Origin of the sequence: Romboutsia sp. 1001713B170131_170501_G6, assembly GCF_015668195.1 — a bacterium.
GTDB lineage: Bacteria > Bacillota > Clostridia > Peptostreptococcales > Peptostreptococcaceae > Romboutsia_C.
This window is the reverse complement of sequence record NZ_JADPFC010000001.1, coordinates 573965-594199: the sequence shown is the minus strand read 5'-3', so window position 1 is coordinate 594199 and position 20235 is coordinate 573965. Positions and strand designations below refer to the sequence as shown.

25 protein-coding genes and 1 riboswitch are annotated in these 20235 nt (G+C 25.6%); of the genes, 5 read left to right on the top strand and 20 right to left on the bottom strand.

The annotated features are described in order from the left end of the window. From I4U89_RS03045 to I4U89_RS03035, 3 genes are all read right to left on the bottom strand, one after another. Positions 1-708, bottom strand: a complete 708-nt coding sequence (locus I4U89_RS03045; RefSeq protein ID WP_195938202.1) for a metal-dependent hydrolase — start codon at positions 706-708, stop codon at positions 1-3. A gap of 185 nt (positions 709-893) precedes the next feature. Beyond that, positions 894-2222, bottom strand: coding sequence for an NCS2 family permease (locus I4U89_RS03040; RefSeq protein ID WP_195938200.1), 1329 nt, complete (start codon positions 2220-2222; stop codon positions 894-896). Positions 2223-2310: 88 nt separating this feature from the next. Then, a riboswitch (purine riboswitch) is annotated at positions 2311-2411 on the bottom strand. Positions 2412-2537: 126 nt separating this feature from the next. Further along, complete coding sequence (locus tag I4U89_RS03035) at positions 2538-3497, bottom strand: GIY-YIG nuclease family protein (protein WP_195938198.1); 960 nt, start codon at positions 3495-3497, stop codon at positions 2538-2540. A gap of 135 nt (positions 3498-3632) precedes the next feature. Between I4U89_RS03035 and I4U89_RS03030 the strand changes: the two genes are divergently transcribed. Further along, positions 3633-4085, top strand: coding sequence for a hypothetical protein (locus tag I4U89_RS03030; protein ID WP_195938196.1), 453 nt, complete (start codon positions 3633-3635; stop codon positions 4083-4085). A 33-nt stretch (positions 4086-4118) separates the two neighbouring features. Here the strand turns inward: I4U89_RS03030 and I4U89_RS03025 are convergent, their stop codons facing one another. The 3 genes from I4U89_RS03025 to I4U89_RS15920 form a co-directional block, all read right to left on the bottom strand. Beyond that, positions 4119-4481: an HIT family protein gene (locus I4U89_RS03025; RefSeq protein ID WP_195938194.1), complete on the bottom strand. Its 363-nt coding sequence runs from the start codon at positions 4479-4481 to the stop codon at positions 4119-4121. A gap of 58 nt (positions 4482-4539) precedes the next feature. Continuing rightward, positions 4540-6456 (bottom strand): DEAD/DEAH box helicase, encoded by a 1917-nt coding sequence (locus I4U89_RS03020; protein WP_330615533.1) that lies wholly within the window; start codon positions 6454-6456, stop codon positions 4540-4542. 393 nt (positions 6457-6849) lie between these two features. Continuing rightward, complete coding sequence (locus tag I4U89_RS15920) at positions 6850-7065, bottom strand: hypothetical protein (RefSeq protein WP_330615517.1); 216 nt, start codon at positions 7063-7065, stop codon at positions 6850-6852. A gap of 123 nt (positions 7066-7188) precedes the next feature. On the opposite strand from I4U89_RS15920, the gene I4U89_RS03015 reads away from it, so the two are divergent. Beyond that, positions 7189-7497, top strand: coding sequence for a nucleoside triphosphate pyrophosphohydrolase (locus I4U89_RS03015; protein ID WP_195938192.1), 309 nt, complete (start codon positions 7189-7191; stop codon positions 7495-7497). 247 nt (positions 7498-7744) lie between these two features. Here I4U89_RS03015 and I4U89_RS03010 read toward each other — a convergent pair whose 3' ends face one another. The 4 genes from I4U89_RS03010 to I4U89_RS02995 all read right to left on the bottom strand — a co-directional run bounded on the left by I4U89_RS03010 (position 7745) and on the right by I4U89_RS02995 (position 10163). Beyond that, positions 7745-8350 carry a superoxide dismutase gene (locus I4U89_RS03010; RefSeq protein ID WP_195938190.1) on the bottom strand — a complete coding sequence of 202 codons (606 nt, stop codon included), beginning with the start codon at positions 8348-8350 and terminating at the stop codon, positions 7745-7747. A 169-nt stretch (positions 8351-8519) separates the two neighbouring features. Continuing rightward, positions 8520-8942, bottom strand: a complete 423-nt coding sequence (locus tag I4U89_RS03005) for a hypothetical protein (RefSeq protein ID WP_195938188.1) — start codon at positions 8940-8942, stop codon at positions 8520-8522. A gap of 27 nt (positions 8943-8969) precedes the next feature. Continuing rightward, positions 8970-9590, bottom strand: a complete 621-nt coding sequence (locus tag I4U89_RS03000) for a hypothetical protein (protein WP_195938186.1) — start codon at positions 9588-9590, stop codon at positions 8970-8972. Further along, positions 9591-10163 (bottom strand): helix-turn-helix domain-containing protein, encoded by a 573-nt coding sequence (locus I4U89_RS02995; protein ID WP_195938184.1) that lies wholly within the window; start codon positions 10161-10163, stop codon positions 9591-9593. It lies immediately after the preceding gene. Between the two features lie 223 nt (positions 10164-10386). Here I4U89_RS02995 and I4U89_RS02990 point away from each other — a divergent pair, with 223 nt between their 5' ends. Further along, the gene (locus I4U89_RS02990) at positions 10387-10722 is read left to right on the top strand and encodes a hypothetical protein (RefSeq protein ID WP_195938182.1); all 336 of its coding nucleotides are present in this window, start codon (positions 10387-10389) and stop codon (positions 10720-10722) included. An 89-nt stretch (positions 10723-10811) separates the two neighbouring features. Here I4U89_RS02990 and I4U89_RS02985 read toward each other — a convergent pair whose 3' ends face one another. From I4U89_RS02985 to I4U89_RS02960, 6 genes are all read right to left on the bottom strand, one after another. Beyond that, positions 10812-11381 carry a hypothetical protein gene (locus I4U89_RS02985; RefSeq protein WP_195938180.1) on the bottom strand — a complete coding sequence of 190 codons (570 nt, stop codon included), beginning with the start codon at positions 11379-11381 and terminating at the stop codon, positions 10812-10814. 238 nt (positions 11382-11619) lie between these two features. Further along, positions 11620-11916, bottom strand: a complete 297-nt coding sequence (locus tag I4U89_RS02980; RefSeq protein WP_195938178.1) for a YciI family protein — start codon at positions 11914-11916, stop codon at positions 11620-11622. Between the two features lie 202 nt (positions 11917-12118). Continuing rightward, the gene (locus I4U89_RS02975) at positions 12119-12301 is read right to left on the bottom strand and encodes a DUF4177 domain-containing protein (protein ID WP_195938176.1); all 183 of its coding nucleotides are present in this window, start codon (positions 12299-12301) and stop codon (positions 12119-12121) included. A 464-nt stretch (positions 12302-12765) separates the two neighbouring features. Then, positions 12766-13749 carry a linear amide C-N hydrolase gene (locus I4U89_RS02970; RefSeq protein WP_195938174.1) on the bottom strand — a complete coding sequence of 328 codons (984 nt, stop codon included), beginning with the start codon at positions 13747-13749 and terminating at the stop codon, positions 12766-12768. Positions 13750-13930: 181 nt separating this feature from the next. Next, on the bottom strand, positions 13931-14275 hold the full coding sequence (locus tag I4U89_RS02965; RefSeq protein ID WP_243279126.1) for a DUF2500 domain-containing protein: 345 nt from the start codon (positions 14273-14275) through the stop codon (positions 13931-13933). 241 nt (positions 14276-14516) lie between these two features. Beyond that, positions 14517-14933 (bottom strand): hypothetical protein, encoded by a 417-nt coding sequence (locus I4U89_RS02960; RefSeq protein WP_195938172.1) that lies wholly within the window; start codon positions 14931-14933, stop codon positions 14517-14519. A 267-nt stretch (positions 14934-15200) separates the two neighbouring features. Between I4U89_RS02960 and I4U89_RS02955 the strand changes: the two genes are divergently transcribed. After that, a complete protein-coding gene (locus tag I4U89_RS02955; protein ID WP_195938171.1) occupies positions 15201-15911 on the top strand; it encodes a manganese catalase family protein in 711 nt (236 codons plus the stop codon). Positions 15912-16128: 217 nt separating this feature from the next. On the opposite strand, the gene I4U89_RS02950 is transcribed toward I4U89_RS02955, so the two are convergent. The 4 genes from I4U89_RS02950 to I4U89_RS02935 form a co-directional block, all read right to left on the bottom strand. Next, positions 16129-17190: an anti-sigma factor domain-containing protein gene (locus I4U89_RS02950; protein ID WP_195938170.1), complete on the bottom strand. Its 1062-nt coding sequence runs from the start codon at positions 17188-17190 to the stop codon at positions 16129-16131. A gap of 14 nt (positions 17191-17204) precedes the next feature. Next, positions 17205-17855, bottom strand: a complete 651-nt coding sequence (locus I4U89_RS02945) for a sigma factor (RefSeq protein ID WP_195938169.1) — start codon at positions 17853-17855, stop codon at positions 17205-17207. Between the two features lie 219 nt (positions 17856-18074). Then, positions 18075-18746 carry a DUF4956 domain-containing protein gene (locus I4U89_RS02940; protein WP_195938168.1) on the bottom strand — a complete coding sequence of 224 codons (672 nt, stop codon included), beginning with the start codon at positions 18744-18746 and terminating at the stop codon, positions 18075-18077. A gap of 15 nt (positions 18747-18761) precedes the next feature. Further along, positions 18762-19475, bottom strand: coding sequence for a polyphosphate polymerase domain-containing protein (locus I4U89_RS02935; RefSeq protein ID WP_242977278.1), 714 nt, complete (start codon positions 19473-19475; stop codon positions 18762-18764). Positions 19476-19833: 358 nt separating this feature from the next. On the opposite strand from I4U89_RS02935, the gene I4U89_RS02930 reads away from it, so the two are divergent. Further along, positions 19834-20223, top strand: coding sequence for a DUF2500 domain-containing protein (locus tag I4U89_RS02930; RefSeq protein ID WP_243279125.1), 390 nt, complete (start codon positions 19834-19836; stop codon positions 20221-20223). The last annotated feature ends 12 nt before the right edge of the window (positions 20224-20235 follow it).

Genomic DNA, 20235 nt, shown 5'->3' with positions numbered 1-20235 from the left:
TTAAGTAAACAATATAATTAAACAAAATATTGTTATAATATTACAAATTGCACTGACAAATCCTTCATGTTTGCCAGTTTTTATATTTGCCACACTTATTCTATGCTTACTGTATGGGTAAAGTATTGGTACACCTGTTGGGTTTAGCATATCTAAAAGAAGATGACTAATATATCCAACAGTAACTCCCCAAGCAAATATGTCTAAACTATTATAAACCATAGTAGAAAATATTGTACATAAAGCTATTAACACTATTAGAGATGGATATTCTAAATCTAATAACTTTTTGATTTTTTTGTTATGTACAAATTTAGGCCTCATTGAGTTTAGTGCTGTATCTAGTGCTATCCATATTAAAAATCCACTAATTATTCCTAGTACCACTCTTGATGTTAGGTCTTTAGTGTAGAAATTTTTAAGTATATATATACCGCCAAGGGAAAGTATAGCTACTATAAGTGCTGCTACTAAGGTATGTGTAAATCCTCTATGTTCTGTATGCTTTGCTACAAATTTAGATATTGGCTTTAGTTTTTTGCCTACTTCACTACCTTTATGATCTATATCTGGTAGTAATGCTCCAAAAGATGCTCCTGTAACTAACATTACTCCCTGTTCTATTGATATATTTTTAAATCCCCCTAGTGCTACCACTGTAAGAGTTGCTAGCGCTACTCCCCCACACTTATGTGTTGTTCCATTCATTATGTTTCTCCTAGTCTATATACTCTCTTTTATTTAGCTTATCCTAAAACTATTAATTCTAAATTTAGTACTTATATAATATACACATTATCACTCACTTTAGTCAAATAATTATTATATATAATAAAAGAGCTTCTTAAAATCATTAAAAATTTTAAGAAGCTCTTTTTAAAATTTTATTTCTATTAACTAAGCATTAAATTTAAGACAGATAATGCTCCTATTATCCAAAGAGTTAAGCTAATCTTTTCAGTTTCCTTAGAAACAACATGCATTATAATGTATGAAATAAACCCAAAGCATAATCCTATACTAATACTATAAGTAAGTGGCATTAATAAAACTGTTACAAATGCACTAACAGCAATCTTGCTATCATTAAAGTCAACTTGTCTAATACTTGAAAACATAAATACTCCTACCATTACAAGTGCTGGAGATGCAGCATAAGATGGTACTACACCTAAAAGTGGTGTAAATAATAATGTTACTAAAAATAATGAAGCTGTAACTACTGATGCAAGACCTGTTCTAGCACCAGCTGCTATTCCTGCTGCTGATTCTCCAAAAGTAGTAACAGTACTTGTTCCAAGCATAGAACCTATTAAAGTAGAAGTAACATCTGCATATAACATTCTTGATAAACCTTTTATGTTTCCATCCTTATCTTCAAGTCCCATTTGCTTACAACAACTTATTAAAAATGCTAAAGAATCAAACATATCTATAAACATAAATGAAAATATTGGTCCTATTAATGAAAACTTAAGTGCCCCTAATATATCAAGCTTAAAAGCAACTGGCTCTATACTCGGAGGAGCTGAAATTATAGATGTAGGAAGTTCTACATATCCTAATACTATAGATAAAACAGTTGTTACAATAATACTTATTAAAATTCCACCTTTAACTTTTTTAACTTCAAATATTCCCATTAAAACAAGTCCAAATAAAGCTATTAAAACTGTTGGTGTAAAATCAGCTAAAGCAACTAATGTATCAGGATTACCAACTATTACTCCCATACCTTTAAGTCCTACAAATGATAAAAACAATCCAATACCTGCAGCTGATGCTATACTAAGCTCTTTTGGTATTGCATCTGCAATATATTTTCTAACTCCAGTTACTGCTAAAATTAAAAATATTGTTCCAGATATAAATACAACTCCTAGAGCTTTTGTCCAATGAATTCCCTCACCAATTACAAGTGAGTATGTAAAAAATGCATTAAGTCCCATACCTGGTGCAAGTGCAAAAGGTGCATTAGCTAAAAATGCAAATATTAATGTTCCAATGGCTGTAGCTAATATTGTAACAGTTATAAGTGCTGATTTGTCCATACCTGCATCAGATAATATTGCAGGGTTTACAAATACAATGTAAGCCATTGTTAAAAATGTTGTAACTCCACCTATTATTTCAGTTTTTGCATTTGATCCACGTTCAGTGTAGTTAAATATTTTATCTAAAAAAGATAAAGAAGGTTTGATTTGTTGTTTTTGTGCTATCATAATGACCCCCTATGTTTTAGTGTAAAAACTATATTAAAAAAGATATATATCCTAACTGAATAGAACATATATCTTACAAGTGTCATTATAAGTATGTGTAACTATTCATAGCAAACTCATTTACGGCGAGTTCGTAGAAACATATGGACCATATCACCATATTATACGAATAATATCTCTTTTTTGTAGCTTTATTATATATCAATAACGAACATTTTACAATATAATTATTTTATTTTTTCATATTTTTAAATATTTATTTTGATTTTATATTATTTTTATCTTTATTTATAGTTTTTTTCTTAAAATCACGAACTATTTTATGTAATTATATATTATATTCATAAAGTCTATATCATACTTATCTACATAATCACTAAAATCATCACTTTCAATATTTTCACTTATATTTTCTTTTATATACTCTTCTTTATCAAACATTTTAAGTTTATTTTTATCAATAATCTCTGACTTTAATATCTTTCCCTTGTAAATAATATATACTTTACAAGTATCATCATTAACTTCATTTAATGAAATCTTTACATCTTTATCTACACTACTATTTATTACTTCTTGTCTGTTAAATAAACTTTTTATCTTATTTATATCATCTTTTATCATAGACGCTTTTTCAAAATTTAGGCTACTTATCTCTTTGTTCATATTTTGTGTTAATATATCTATTATGTGTTCACTATCTCCTTTTAGGTCACTTATAACAGAATCTATTATAGTTTTGTATTCTTTTTGAGATATACTTTCTCTACAAGGTCCTATACACTTATTTAAATCGTAGTTTAAGCATTTATTCATTTTTTTACATCTTCTTAGCTTATAATTTTCATTTAGTATTTCCTTTATTTTTTCTAGATTTTTTAAACTTGTATATGGACCAAAGTATATACTATCATCATCTATTTCTTCCACTACTTCAATATATGGATATTCTTTTTTAGTATCTATTTTTATATATGAATAATTTTCATGATTTTTCATTAGTTTATTGTACATTGGCTTTATTTTTTTAATATATTCACACTCAAGTAAAAGTGCGTCTAGCTCTGTATCCGTTTCTATTATTTCTATATCATGTATACCTTTTACCATTCTTTGTACTTTTCTTGAGTGACTTTTAGAGTTTGTAAAATAACTTTTTATTCTATTTTGAAGCTTCTTTGATTTTCCTACATATATTATATTATTGTCTCTATCTTTCATAAGATAGATTCCTGGTGTTTTTGGAAAGCTATTTATTTTTTCTTTTAAGTTCATTTTGCACCTCATATAGCTTTTTTTATGATTATACAATAAAAACTACTCAATATGTAGGTAGTTTAATAATTTATTGATTTACACATCTTATTTTGTTAGACTATTATATATTATTGTTTAAAGGAAGGATATATTATGGGGAAAAAAATTTATACATTAATAGTTATTGCTGTAGCTATAGTAATTATAGCAATTCCTGTTTACTTCATATATTCTATATTTTTTGTAAAGTCTACTTCTAAAAACTTTGAAACAACAGGTATTATTACTGAAATGGAGTTTGAAGAGGGTAAATGGGAAACAAAAGAAGTTACTAAAAAGGTTAAACAAGAAGATGGAACAACAAAGAAGGTAAAAGAAAAGAAAAAAATATACGATTATGAAGAATGGGATTTAGAAATTGAGTATACTGATAGTGAAGGAAATGAAAGGGTTTATAAAGAAGAACCAATCAAAAAGTCTGATTTATATAAAAGCTTAGAGAAAAAGAATCTAAAAGTTGGAGATAAGGTAAATTTATTAATTGAAGAACGTTTTAGAGGGGATTCATTGGTAGGAACAGATATAATAAGTGTAGTAGAAGATTAAAAATAAGGAGGAACGATTTGTTCCTCCTTATTTTTAATATTTCATCATATTTGGTATAACTCCTCTTACTCCACCTTTTGGACAATTTGTATCACCAATGTATCTTGGTATAAGATGAACATGAACATGCATAACAGTTTGTCCTGATACTTGCCCACAGTTTACGCCTACATTGTATCCACCTGGATTATACTTTTCATCTAATAATTTTTTACCTTCATCTACTAAATTAAATATAGCTTCTCTTTCTTCTTTAGTTATTTCAAAAAAGTCTTTTACATGCCTTTTAGGTATAAATAGCATATGTCCTTTGTTTACTGGGAATTTATCAAATATTGCATATGCTAGTTCATTTTCTAGTATATAATTATCCATTTCACAAAATATACAATTCATAATTTTCTCCTTTTACCCCTATGTCATGTTTCGCGACGTAGGGTCTAAACTATTTATTTTACTTATTTTTAAATCTATTTTTATAATACTCTTTAGTTCTAAAGTCTATAGCGTCTTTTATATTTTTAATGAAGTTCTCATTATCTAAGTACTTACCTAATTCTTCATTTAAACAAACATAGTCTCCATCTAAATAGAAAAACTCACTACTACTTTTACATAAAAAATGTACTGGATTTTTTCTTGCTAAATTTACATATTGCTTTTTCTCCCAAGTTTTAAATTTTGATGTTGATTTATCTTTTAGCATATCAACTTTATTAGATCCTTTATTATAAAATTCTTTAAATGATTTATATAAATCATCATCATTAATTTTAAGCTTCATATTCCCATTATTATATAAAGCAAGTATCACTGGCAATTTATAAGTCTTACTCATACTAGTAGTTTCTATAAATTTTATAAAATCATAAGCAGGAGTATCAATAATAGCTTTTTCATCTTCATGTAATTCATCTATTTTTTTTAGAAAGCTTATATAATCTTTAAATGGATTTATCTTAGCTTTTTTCTTTATATTATTATATAAATCATCATCCATATAAGTAAATAATTCAACTCTTGAAGGTCTATTCCCTAAATCTCTTTTTATATTATAAAATTCTTCTTTAATCATATCTTCAATCTTTTGACTTTCTTTTCTCATTCTTTCAAATATATCTATAAGCCTAAAATCAAAATCTATAATACAATCTTCTGGATAGCATTCTTCTTGTAAGTATGATTTTGATGATAATTCTTTTACTTTACTTTCTCCAGTTAGTAAATATGGTACTAAATTAGCTTTTTTATAATTTCCGATAAAATCTAAAACATTTAAATATTTTTTATTCTTATCTTTTCTAAGACCTCTACCTAATTGCTGTAAAAATATTGTTGGTGATTCTGTTGGTCTTAAAAACATTACCATATCGATACTCTTTACGTCTAAGCCTTCATTAAACATATCAACTGAGAATATAACATTAATTTCTTCTTCTCTAAGTTTTCTTAAAGCAATACTTCTTTCTTCATTATATTTACCATCATTACCACTATATACAGCACAAGAAGGTATACCATTTTCATTAAAATACTTTGCCATAAACTCTGCATGAGATTTACTAGTACAAAATCCTAATGCTTTTGATGACTTATACTTTTTGTAATGGTTTAATATTAAGTTGGCTCTATTATTTATACTAAGAGCTTTTTCTAGTTCTTTGTCATTATATTTTCCATTTTTGTATTCAACATCATCATAGTTTACACTATCATCGTATATACCATAGTATCTAAATGGAACTAACCATCCTTTATCTATTGCTGTTTTTAATGTAGCTTCATATACTGTGTTGTAATCACATACACTAAATACATCTTTGTTATCTAATCTATCTGGTGTAGCTGTAAGTCCTAGCATAAATTTAGGATCAAAGTAATTTATTATATTTTGATAGTTTTTAGATACTGCATGATGAAATTCATCTACCACTATATAATCAAAATAGTCTTTTGAAAAATATTTTTCATTTAAATATTCTTTTTTTCCTAAACTTTGGACAGATGCAAATATTATATCTTTATCATTATCCTTAATAGAATTCATAAAAAACCCCATATTATATCCATCTTCATTATATGTATTAGAAGGTAAGCTATTTTCAATATTATCTGCTACTTTATCATTAACTTCAATATCGCTTATATATTTATCAGTTCTTATATTTTTAAAGCTTTCATAAGCTTGTTTTAGTATTTCTTCTCTATGTGCTAAAAACAATACCCTATTAAAATCTCTGCTATCAAAGGCTGCTAGGTATGTTTTTCCTATACCAGTAGCTGCTACTACCAATCCTTTGTCATTTCCATCTAGTCTAGTCTTTTTTAATTCATATAAAGCTTCTATTTGTGCTCCTCTTGGCTCATATATAGATGTTATATTTGATTTATTATTTTCTTCATATACATAGTTTATGTCTTCTTTTTCACTATTTACATTTGCATATATTTTAGGCTTTTTCCAAGTTTTTGAGTACTTTTCTAATTCTACATCATTTACTATTATAGATTCGTTGTTAAATAAGTCTTCAAATACATCTTTGAAGTATCTAAAGTCATCATAGTTAGTCCTTTTGTCTATTCTATAGTTCCACTCTATTCCACTTGTTAAAGCACTTCTTGAAAGGTTAGAAGATCCTATAAATATTTCTCCTTCATTTCCTTTTTCAAATATATATGCTTTTGCATGAAAGCTTCTTTTTGTATCATTATAAAATCTTAGGTCTACTTTATCTCCTAAAATATCTTTTATTAAGTATAGTGCTTATGGTTGTGTTATGTTTAGGTAATTTCCTGTTAATATTCTTATTGGTATGTTTTTGTTTTTTATTGCTTCTAGATCTTTTTGTATTAGTTTAACTCCACTTTCCATCAAAAACGATACTATTATATCTATTGATGAGGCTGTGTGAATGCTTTGTTGTATTCGTTTATATAAATGGTCGTTGTGACCTGTTATGCAGTTTATGTTTAAATTCATTTGTGTAGCCTTTCTTTATTTTGGGTTATTATTTTCCATTTTATGTAATTATATTTTATCATGTTTTGACAAGTATTTTAGTTGGTTTTATAATTTTATGTATGATTGTATTTGGAGGTTGTTATGAAAGTTTATGATAAGTTAGTTAGAGATAAAATCCCGCATATTATAGAATCTAGTGGGAATAAATGTGAAATTGAAAGGGTTTCTGATGAGGTTGCTCTTGAATATCTTTATAAAAAGCTTGGTGAAGAGGTTAATGAGCTTTTAGAAGATAAAAATTTGGATGAAATTACTGATATTATGGAAGTACTTTTTGCTATTGGTAAGAAGTATGGTTATAGTGAGTATGAGGTTTTGAATAGGAGAAATGAAAAAAGAGATACTCGTGGTGGTTTTGAGGATAATTTAATTTTAAAGAAAACATACTAATTATATAAATAAGAATGATATCTCACATTACTTCATTTTCATGAAGTGATATAAACCATGTATTGGGTTTGAGTATTGGAGAAACATTTATAAGTCTATCAAAATAATTTTAAAAAGGCTTTGTTTATAACTAACAAAGCCTTTTACTTTAATCACTGATCAAAACAATAATACATATTATTTATTTTGGTATTTTATATAAACTTGTGCAATTATCTTCATATGTTATTTTATTTCAAAATATCATCTACTTCTCATATAATTTTTCGACTTTACTCCAATCAATTACATGCCATATATTTTCAACATACTCAGCTCTACGATTTTGATAGTGTAAATAATAAGCATGTTCCCAAACATCTATTGTAAGTATAGGTGTTAACCCTTCTTCAAGAGTTGTATCTTGATTAGATGTAGCTTTTACACATAAATTTTTATTTTCATCCATAAGTAAAGATGCATAACCTGAACCAAACTTAGATATAGCAAGTTTGTTTAACTCACTTTTTAAGTTTTCAAGACTACCAAAAGTATCATTTATCTTATTTAATAAATCTCCTTTTGGTGTTTTGCAAGGATTTGGAGATAAGTTTGCAAAATATAAATTATGATTGTAAACTCCACCACCTTGATTTATTACAGACTGTCTAATTTCTTCTGGTAAGCTAGATACATTTTTTAATACATCTTCTAATGTTTTTCCTTTAGTAAATTCTTCATAGCCTTTTAATATGCTATTTAGGTTATTAACATAAGTTTGAAGATGCTTTCCATAATGAATTTCTAAAGTATCCTCATCTATATATGGTTCTAAATCGTGAAATCCATAAGGCAATACTATTTTATCAAACATTTTAAACACCTCTTATTTTTTAATGATCGCACTTATTAAAAAAACATAAATATCTAATTCCTATTGCTTTTTAGTAAATACTTCATTATTATATTTTTATTTCCTTATATTTATACCCATGTAAAATATATTTAACATTTTTAGTTTGTTTTCTAATTTTCAATCTTATTTATATATTATTTTTATTTACATATATTTTAACTTTACCTTCACTAATCCCATATCCAACTAACAACTTCTTAACTATACTCATAATTCTATTAGCATTTAGGTTAATCTCTAAATATAAATCTACTTCACTTAGATAATAAGGTACTTTCATAGTACTACTTTCTCTTACAAAGTAAAGTCTTTTCTTCCCTCTTATATCCATAGTAACTTTTATAAACTTTTCCTTGTCTTTATCTATTAAATAATCACACACTTTTATATAGATATCTTTCCAAAATGAAACACTTATTTTATTATTTTCTATTTCTATACAATTTGGAGATTTTCCTGTAAAATCAGAATCTAATCCTAAACACTCACTGTTTATATCTGTACTCGGGAAATTTTCACCATCATCTTTTATACTATCTGGTTTATCCACATATAATATATCATTTAATTCTTTTTCTTATACTACTTTATCTAGCCCATTATGTACTACTTGATTTATCTTTATGCTATGTAATACCACTTGTACAAATTCTTTAAAATTTTTATTTATACTAAATAACTTATTTATAGTTTCACCATCAAGTTTTTCTTTTCTCCTTGGTTGAACTAATATTTCACTATCTTCTACATTAATCAAATTTAATTTTATAATTCCTATATTAAATGCACTAGATAATCTATTTATCTCTTGCATTAATTCTATATCATCAGTATTTATATCAACACCTACTAAATATCCTTCATTTGACCAACTAGAGTTAGATACAGCCTGGAAAAATTGTTCTCTTAATGTTTCTATAGTTATTGTTTTTTTTAATTCAAAAGAGTATATAGTAGCTCTATTTATAGAAAAGTTACCACAAAGTTCTAATACCTTTTCATCCCAATTTTCAACTGGCAAATTAAAACCAACTATATCTGGATGTAACCATTCACTTTTTCCTTTTCCTAATTTAGTTGATACTTCATGAAATATAGTTTTTGTATATATATTCATTTTTTTAGCAAGATATCTTACTAAAAATGGATGTAATTCTCTTTCATGTATATTCTTTAAATCTATATGCATATTACTCATTTACTTCTCCTTCTTTATCTTATCCTCAGCTTCCTTCATCTTAAGCTCAACAGTAAACAACACAGACCTCACAAGATCATCATAAAACTCCTTCTTAAAATCATCAAAATATGTATAACTATCAAAGCTTATAACACCATTGTTCTCAACGCCAAACCTCTTGCAATACTCCCTATGACACATTGATATAAGTCTTTTATTAACTCCTAAATCTCTATTTTCATAAATCACCTTCTTTAACATTTCCTCTTTATCAAGATACTTAATATCTTTTTCCTTAAACATTCCATCTAGCTTTTTCATAGCCTTTTCATACACCTCATCAGCAAATTTAATACCTTCTTCATAAGGAGGTGCTGCTTCTATTTCTAAATTAGCATCTTGTGCTACTTCCCAAAAGTCCATTTCAAGTTCATCTATAATACTTGTAAGTATTTTTAAATTAGGCTCTCTTTGACCTTGTTCATATTTTGCTATTGCATGTTTGCTTATTCCAATTCTTTTAGCTAGTTCTTCTTGAGTTATATTTTTTCTCTTTCTAGCTTCTTTAAGTTTTTTTCTTAAATTATCCATTTTTATCACCCATTAAATAATAACCCATTTTGGGTTATTATTTAATATTATTGGGCTATTTATTAACAAAGAGGAACGTTTAGTTCCTCTTTGTTAATAAATATTGGTTGTCTTGTTCTAAGCACTTTAATCATAGTATAATTATAATATATATAAGAACAAAACTTACCAAATCAAGGATATGTTAGTGAATGTAGCGACTTAAGAAGTAGGGGGTGATGTTTTGGAGTGGATAATTTTTGCTTGTTGTATTTTCATTTTGCTTTTCTCTTCATATCCAGGGAAAATAAAAAAGCTTGAAGATAAAGTAAAAAAACTCGAAAGAAATCAAAGAAGGGGATGTGTAATGTCAAATATAATAACTTCACTTGTAGGTAAAAATTGTAGAATAAGAATAGATGAGGCAGTGCTTTTTAATGGAAATGTAGAAATAGATTGCTCGGTATTAGATGCTGATGATGAATGGATAAAATTTTCTTATATTGATAAAAAGGGGTGTACTAAAATAAAAATTCTAAGAATTGATTCCATATCTAATTTTGAAATAATTTCAGATTAATATTTTATAAATTAATAAATAACTGTACTTTAATTTATATATTTAAATCACTAAAGTACAGTTATTTTATAGTCTATTTTTAATTTTATCTATCCTTTACATACTAGTTTAATAAATACATTCAATTCATTGCCTTTTATAATTTTATTTTTTTCTTCTTTTGATAATCTACCTGAACTTATATTTATAAGATTGTATTCACCTATTGAACCTTGAAATAAATATATTTCATCTCCAAGTTTTATCTCAGTATTACCAGAGAAAGGTTGATATTGTGATAATTTTGAAATATCTTCATCAATATCAATATATGAAGAAGCACCACCTAAAAAACTTGTTATCTTCTTATCTTGAATATTTATTGCTAATGTGGAATCATCTAAAGTTTCATCCATTGGTTCATATCCTATCCCCAAAAACGATTCTTCTTTTACCTTTTTATTGTTTTTGTACACTTCATATACTAATTCTAGTCTATATTTTTTGTCATTAGGTAAATTTTTTAAATTATACTTAAAAACTCGATTGCCTGTTAATGTTAATAATTCAAATTGTTCTTTAGTCAAATCTTGATACTCTATCTGAAAATCTTCTTCCTTAGAACAACCAGTTACAATTAGTGTAAGCATTAATGTCATTACCATGATTAGTTTTTTCATATTACCCCACCCCATTATACATTTGTGAAAATTATGAATCTTATTTAGATTATACATCATGTTTATTTCCAATTATAGATAATTTTTGTAATTTTTTAAATATTATAAAGTTTAAAATATCACTAATTTCTTTTAAATTAAAACTTGAGATAGATGTATTTATATCATATAAAAAAACAAGTAGGTAACATATCCTACTTGCTTTTTTTAATTTATCTTAATTTAAATTTTTTATAAATTAATTATTAAACCATTCACTAGGTGATTGATTAAAGTAATGAGGTAAAAATTCTATAACGTTGTAATCTTGTATACCATAAAGTTTAAGTGGCTCATTAGATAGATACTCCTCTACTTTTTCAATAGAATCTGCCTTCATAACAAATAGTCCACCACTCATATCTTCTTTAAGTCCAGCCATTAATATTAATCCTTCATCCATTGCCTTTTGAGAATAAGCCATATGTTCTTTCATTATATTTACATCAATTGGATTTTGATTTTTTAGTTTCCCTTCAACAATAAAATATTTCATTTTTATTATGCTCCTTTAACTATGTATGGTAAATATATTTAACTAGTATTTTTATAATTAGACTTAACTTATTTAAAATAATAAATACCCTTAAAAATATATTTAAAAACTATTAAATAAGCAAAATAAAAACAACTCTATCATAGTTATTGGAGTATATATACTAAGATAGAGTTATTGATTAAATTTAATAAATTTGGGATCATTCTTCTATTTTTTCAAATACTAAATCAAATTTACTTATTTTCCCGTTAAGTTCAAATTCACTAGGTATTGCTGATATAAATCTCCATCCTTCTTTGCTATACTTATCTATTAACTCTCTATGCCTAGAATTTCTGAACATAGTACTAGAATCAATTTCTTTATACATATATTTATACATTCTATCCCCCATAACTTTTCTTAAAAACTTTGATTATATTATACATTTTATTAAATTATATTCCAATTAAAAAATCTTATTTTTAACATATTATAGCTATTAATTATCATTTTTATATACTCAATCAAATCATCTAAAGAATTAATAAAATATAGTATATATATCCTTAAATGAAAATACATTCGTAATTTGTAATAGCTATAAGCTTTGATTTAAATATAAACAAAAGCATTACATACTTTAGATTAATATCTAAAATTTAGACTTATATAATAGTTATAACTAAAAAAGTGTATCTATTGAAATTAATATATTTCATCAAATACACTCTTCTTTGGTTGATTTTAACCTATATAACAATATCTTAGGTATTTTCGCTTATTATTACCATATACACTAAAACCATATGAAATTTATATGTTAACCTTTTTAACACTTTTTTAAAAATTATTTTTAACTAATTTTTAGTTAACTGAATAAGTTACTAATTCATTTTCTCTTACATTTTCTAAAGAGAATTCCATTGTATCTATATGATTAAAAACACGTAAATATAGTTTACCTAAATTTTGATCATATGCACACATATAACTTGTGAAATCTGAGTCATCTTTATCTTTAACAAAACGCATAACTCCCTTTGGAACCCAAACAGAATTTAAAATACTAAATAATTGACTAGGTGCTTCTTCATCACTAACTTCTCCTATAAGATTTCTTAAATATGATGCACGTACAAATCTTGATGGTGAAGTATAATCTCCTGGTAATCCAAGTAGACCTGAACCATTTGAAATTGGTGTAATTACTGTTTTATTATTTAAATGATTTTGTTGTCTATTAAATCCTTGTACTTGGATATAATTTGCTAAATTAGTCATATGCCAATCAAATGTTGGGTCATTAGCCATTACACCTACATTATTATCAAAAACTCTAAAACGTCCGTTATTTGTTGGTTCTAATACAACTGAATTACCCTCTTTGTCTGTAAAAGTATAATGAGCAGTTATAGGATTTCCTTTACCTAACTCTCCTAATGAAGGAATATCATCACTAGTAACTGCAACTTTTGATATATTTTTCTTTATATCACTAACATTTTCAAAGTTACTTAAAATCCAAGGAATTATTTCACCACTATTAATAGCTGTAAGTCCTTCATTTTCTATATTATCTTTTTTGTCCCATGTACATGCTTTTAAAAATAAAAGTCCTCCAGCAAGCCCTTTTTCATTTACTCCATCAAAAAATAAAGTAGATCCTGATAAATTTATACCTAAAAAAGCATATTTTATTTTCCATGGTCTACTTTGTGTATCTAAAGTAAAATTTTTAGGAACAATAGTTACTTTTGAACCAACATCGAATGGATTAAAAGAAGTATCTAAAGTTCTCCCCCAATAAAAGTTATTTTTGTTACTTGAAATGTGAATATGTGTACACATTTAAATCATCTCCTGTCAAGTTATTCTAGTCTTTTATTTAATATTTTTTATATCCAAAATCATCCATTTAAAACAGAAAAAGTCTAGTATTTGTTTTCCTCTTCATGCAATTCATATTAATAAGAGTATTAATTTCCTCTTCATTCCGTCCTCCCTAGTATTAATTTTAAATGTAGTTAGATTAAATTTCTCTTTTAAACTCTAGATATCTACTTCCCTGAAATTTTAAAACGCCTATGTCTCCTTCAGCAATCATACCAAATTCTTTTCCTGAGGCACTAAACTCCATTCTATCCTTACTTTCAAACTCAAATGTAATATAATAGTTTGTAGATGAACCTCCGTTATGATGTGTTCCATTTGAATCAACATGTCCAGCGTGTCTTATAACATCACTTCTTTTAGAAACAACTTTGCTTTTTACATCTAATATAGGTTGTTTATTATTGTAGGACCATTGATTAAAACCTTTAATAGCATTAATTATAATTGTACCTAAAATAAGAAAAAATATTATAAAAAACATGACCGTAAATAAGTCAAAAGTTGGTTCCCCACAATAGTTCCCCTCATTTCGCATATATTTTTAAAATGTAATTTATGACAATTTTAAGCTATAGATTTATTTATGTGGTAACAAATAAGATACATTTTTGATTATTAAGAATATCTAAATGCTCTAATAAAAATGATTAATTAATATAATAATATAAAAATGCCCTAGAATCGATTCTAAGGCTTATTTCCTGAAAGTTTTTACTAGAATATTAAAAAAATTTTTGGTAAGTATTTAAATTTTTACGCTTAAAGAATATTAAATCTCCAAAATTTATTCCTACGGCACTTCCAAAACTTATACTAAATATACTACCTAAATTTATATCTGAACCTCTCAAAATAAAATCTAAAATAAATAATGTTATGGATAAACATAAAAAATTTTTTAAAGCATTAATTAATCTTCTTTTTCTATCCATTGAATTTAAAAATATGATTTTTATTACTAATGAAATTCCCCCTATGACGAAGCATGAAATAAAACTTATAACACAAAAACCTACACTATACTGTAATATTTCTCCTTCCCCTATAGTAAATCCAATAAAAATTAATATAAATAGGGAAAGTATAAATAGGTATGTTAATGACCTTGTCAATTTAAACAGATTATTGTATTTATTCATTGAACTCCCCCTTTTGACTTGTATTACTTTAATAATATATCTTTGAAAAACAATTTACAAGCCATATAATAATTCTAACCACATCTTAAATTTTACTTTAGAGATTAATTATCATTAAAGCCCTTAGATTCCAAGAGCTTTCTTACTAGATATATTTAAATAATTTTTTAAAGAATAAGGAGTACATTATTTATTCAAGTAAGAATATTTTTCATTAATTTGGAAAATATATTTTTAACTACATATAAAATGGAGGTACATATTTAAATGTTTAAGCATGATAAAAAATTATTAAGAGAAGTAAGAGTAGAAAAACCAAATCCTCAATATGCAGTTTTAATGCAAGAACAATTAGGTGGAGGTAATGGAGAACTTAAAGCAGCGATGCAATATATATCACAAAGTTTTAGAATAAAAGACCCTGTTATAAAAGATTTATTTTTAGATATAGCTGCAGAAGAACTTAGTCATATGGAAATGGTAGCTCAAACTATAAACTTACTTAACGGACATGATGTAGATTATAAGGCTGTTGATTCAGGAGAGATAGAGACACATGTATTAACTGGATTATCACCTGTATTAATAAATTCATCAGGAGCACCATGGAGTGCAAATTATGTAACTGTAACAGGTGATTTAGTTGCAGATTTATTATCTAATATAGCATCAGAACAAAGAGCAAAAGTTGTATATGAATACTTATATAGACAAATTGAAGATAAATATGTTAGAGAAACTATTGATTTCTTACTTAATAGAGAAGAAGCACATAATGCTTTATTTAGAGATGCATTAAATAAAGTTAAAAATACAGGCTCAAATAGAGATTTTGGTGTTACTGAAGACTCTAAGTTATACTTTGACTTATCTACTCCTGGGCCTAACCATGATACTAAAATAAATATTACTCCACCATCATTTGATAACCCTATAAATAATGATAGTATACCAGTTGGAAAAGATTCTAAAAAGTAACATTAAGTATATCAATTTTAAATATACACTGTAATTATTCCTAAATAGGTATTTATAAAATAAAGTTAATGCCCATAGAATCCAAATAAACTGATTCTATGGGCATTTTACTGTATATATTTAAATGTGCTTTTAGATACTAATTAAAATTAAAGTTATTTATATAATCGTACCATATTTTTTTCATTTATTGTTTTTAATTATAAATCTATCTTTTTTATTCATCATTATCATCATCTTTGTTATTGTCATTATATTTACGGTCATTATTCTCATAACCTTCGTTGTTTTCATCATATTTATGATCTTTGTTGTCATCATCTTCGTTATTATCATTATATTTACGGTCTTTGTTGTCATCATCTTCGTTATTATCATTATATTTACGGTCTTTGTTATCTTCATCTTCGTTATTATTATAACCATGATCTTCGTCGTCATCATCTTTTTTATTGCCATTATAATCACGATCATTATCGTCATTGTCTTTGTTATCTTCATATCTATCTTCAAGTTCATCTTTTATTTCTTTATTTAAATAAACCGGAGTAGATTTATTTTTTAGTAAATTTATAAGCTCATCAACAGACATATTTTCTATGGTATCTTCTAATAAATCTTCATTTATTATCTCATCTGCTTTATATCTTCCAAGACTTATCCCTTTTTCAATTGCCTTTTCTCTATCTTGTGATGAACCATACATATAAACTATTTCAACTCCACTAAAGTTTTTTCTTATTATATCTTGGACATTTTTTTCAAATACTTTATTATTTGTATTTTCTAAAAAGGCAAACCCTACTATCATTGAATCTTTATTCTTTATATCTTTATTACTTTGTACATAGGATCTAATAATCTTAGTTGCTTCATCAAGACTTTTCCCATTTAAATCTTTCATATTCATTTTCTTTCCATCTTTATTTAAACCCTTTGCGTTAACTACTATTTTATTCTCATCAACTTCAAGCCCTATACTTGGATTTATATCTAATGTTACTAATGCATATGGATTTGATATAGGTTCTTTGTCTTTACCTGAAAAGTTAAATATAATTATAAAGAAAATTGATGCAACTAATGCCAATGGTTTTATCCATTTTTTATTTTTAAATTCTATAACTTTGCTTTCTTTAATTATATCTTCTTCAGTAAATATAATTACGTCCCCAATCAATAACCCCTTTTTAATTTTTATTTTTAACATATCCCCACTATTTATCATAACTATTGCATGTTCTTTATTTAATTCCATAACGATACCTTTGTAATACATAAGCTTAGTCACCTCTATTTCCCTATCCATAACATTAGGTTTCTATATTTTTTAAAGAAAATTATTATAAGTGAAATTATAAACTTTTTACTTCTTTTTATCACTTTTTCTGTAACCATATATTTTAAAGAGATTTTTTTTATTGGAAGTCTCTTTTTTTCATACATAAAATCAGTAATTTCAAGGTCTTTACTTGCTTTCTTTGATACATTAATAGCATTTTTTCTTGTATCACTATGCTTTGGTGCTTCTTTTATTAAATCTTCAATTGTTAATTTAAATAAATTAAGTTCTTCTTTAAATTGTTGTATTTCATTTATAAGTTCTGTTTTATCTTCAATTGGATTATATAAGATATTATTTATGTCTATTCCTATCTCCTTATATAAATCTATTGATACAACATCAACCTTTTTCTTCTCTTTTACTAAATAATTTTTTATCCTGCTTTCAATTACTATCTTTGCAAATGATAAAAATGGACCTTTTTCTTGGTTATATTTATCTAATGCTTCAACAAAAGCCATAAGGCCTATGCTAAATTCATCGTCATTTTCAATTGAAACATATTTACCTGTAACTTTTGAAATTGTATTTATTATAAATCCGATATTTTCTTCAACGATCTGATTTATATCACCCTTTAGAAATACCTCTTTTGACATAATTATTATTCCCATCCTGATTCTTGAAATATATTTGCTAGTTTTATATAATAAATAACTTTCTATTTAATTAACTACATATACTTTTCTTATTGATAAAATTAATTTTAATAATGTCCAATTACATTACTAATAGAAGTTTCTTAATTTAAATTATTAATTTATATATCATCCAATAAGTAAAAGCAGATACTTTAAGAAACTATCTGCTTTTGTTCTTTATATAACTTCTGTACTTGGTGCTAATACATTTACACTATCTATTTTATCAAACTTTAGTAAGTCATCTATCAATAAATTATCTTGATTATTTGATACCTTTATCTCGTAAACTAGTTCAAATGAATCACTTAATATATTTTTAGCTTTTATATTATTTTTAATTTTATATTTATCAAGTATCTCTTGAATCGTATTTAAATTAACTTCTTTACCTCTTATAACTAGCAATAATTTATTTCCACACTTGCTTTCTTTTCCCGTAATAATCATAAATAAAGCTATTAATAAAGAGCTTATTAGACATAAAAAAAGATTTTGTGTGGCTGATGCAAGACCTACTGACATACTCCAAAAAATAAATCCTATATCTCTATAATCTTTTATATTTGTTCTAAATCTTACTATTGATAATGACCCTAGCATTCCTAGAGATATCGCTAAATTACTTTGAATTAAATCCATAAGAACAGTGCTTATAAAGGCTATCATAACAAGTGTTATATTAAATTTCTTATTATAATTTAGCGTATCATATGAAAGCTTATATGTATAATAAATTATTGCAGAAAAAACAATAGTCATGATAATACTTTGTATAATAAATTTTGGTGTTTGTGCATTTTGAATTATTGAGTTTAAATCTATATTTCCTTTTAAAATTTGATTCATAATGTCATCTCCTGTCTAATAATAATATCTATTTAATAATTGTCTTGATGTTCCATACTTGCTTGGAGGCTTCCCAATAAAATTACATTTTGATAAAATTTCTTGTATCTGATAAAACAAAAATCTATCATATTTAACTTCAAGAATAGTTTGATCCTTAGGCATAGCTTGTTTAAAGTTTATATCTTCATCAAATAAATTATAATTAAAGTTTGTATACCTTAAATTGTTATCAAGAGTTATTCTTGTATTAAAACTTTCATGTGTGAATGCTCTCCTATCATATTCAACCATAGAAACTGGTCTATAATTATGAGTTTTCATTAGATTAAATGCATAATGTGAAAGAGGATTATTATTATATTTTAATAGTACAGAATAATCTCCATTTATTAATTTTATTGCATCCTCTTTAGAAATTGTTATGCTTTCTTTTAATTCTCTGTCTAAATGTTTTCGCTTAATTTCAAATTTAGCAAAAGTATCCGTAGTATTATATATTCTTAGTCTTACACGCTTTCTTTTTTCAGTTTTTACTAACTTTTGTGTAAAATCTTCATTATCAATACTATCAAAATATACACTTCTTGTTTTATAGCCATTATAGTCACCATATTTATCTGGAGTTAATACTTTACTTAAAGAATTTAACAAGTAAATTCTATCTATAAGAGAAACTAAAAACTTTACTTCTTTCCTTGACACAGATAACATGTCAATATTACTCATATTTTCACCTCCTAAATTATCTTTCGATATATAATACAAATTTTTTTAAATATTTAGGGACTTTTTTCTAATATTAAAAAAATATTTAAATAAAAATATAATTAATTTAGAATATACCGATACTATGACTGCTCATTTAAGATTTATCAAATTAATATTTTTATGGATTTTACATAAAGTTAAAGACCTTAAAATCGAAACAAATGGATTTTAAAAGCTTTTTTACTAGATTTCTTTAGATATATTTTTTAAGAATAATCAAAAATGTATCTCTTTTGTTACCACATAAATGAATCTATAGTTTAAAATTAGCATAAATTATATTTTAAAAATATATACGAAATGAGGGGTATCTATTATGGATATGTATTTTTTTGATCCAACTTTTGACTTATTTACGGCCATGTTTTTTATAATCTTTTTTCTTATTTTAGGTACAATTATAATTAATATTATTAGAGGTGTTAATCAATGGTCTTACAATAATAAACAACCTATATTAGATGTAAAAAGTAAGGTTGTTTCTAAAAGAAGTGAAGTTATAAGACACACTGGACATGTTGACTCAAATGGAGTACATCATAACGGAGGTTCATCTACAAATTATTATATTACATTTGAGTTTGAAAGTACTGATAGAATGGAGTTTAGTGTTTCAGGAAAAGAGTTTGGTATGATTATTGAGGGAGATGTAGGCATTTTGAAATTTCAAGGGAGTAGATATCTAGAGTTTAAAAGAGATATTTAATCTACTAAATAC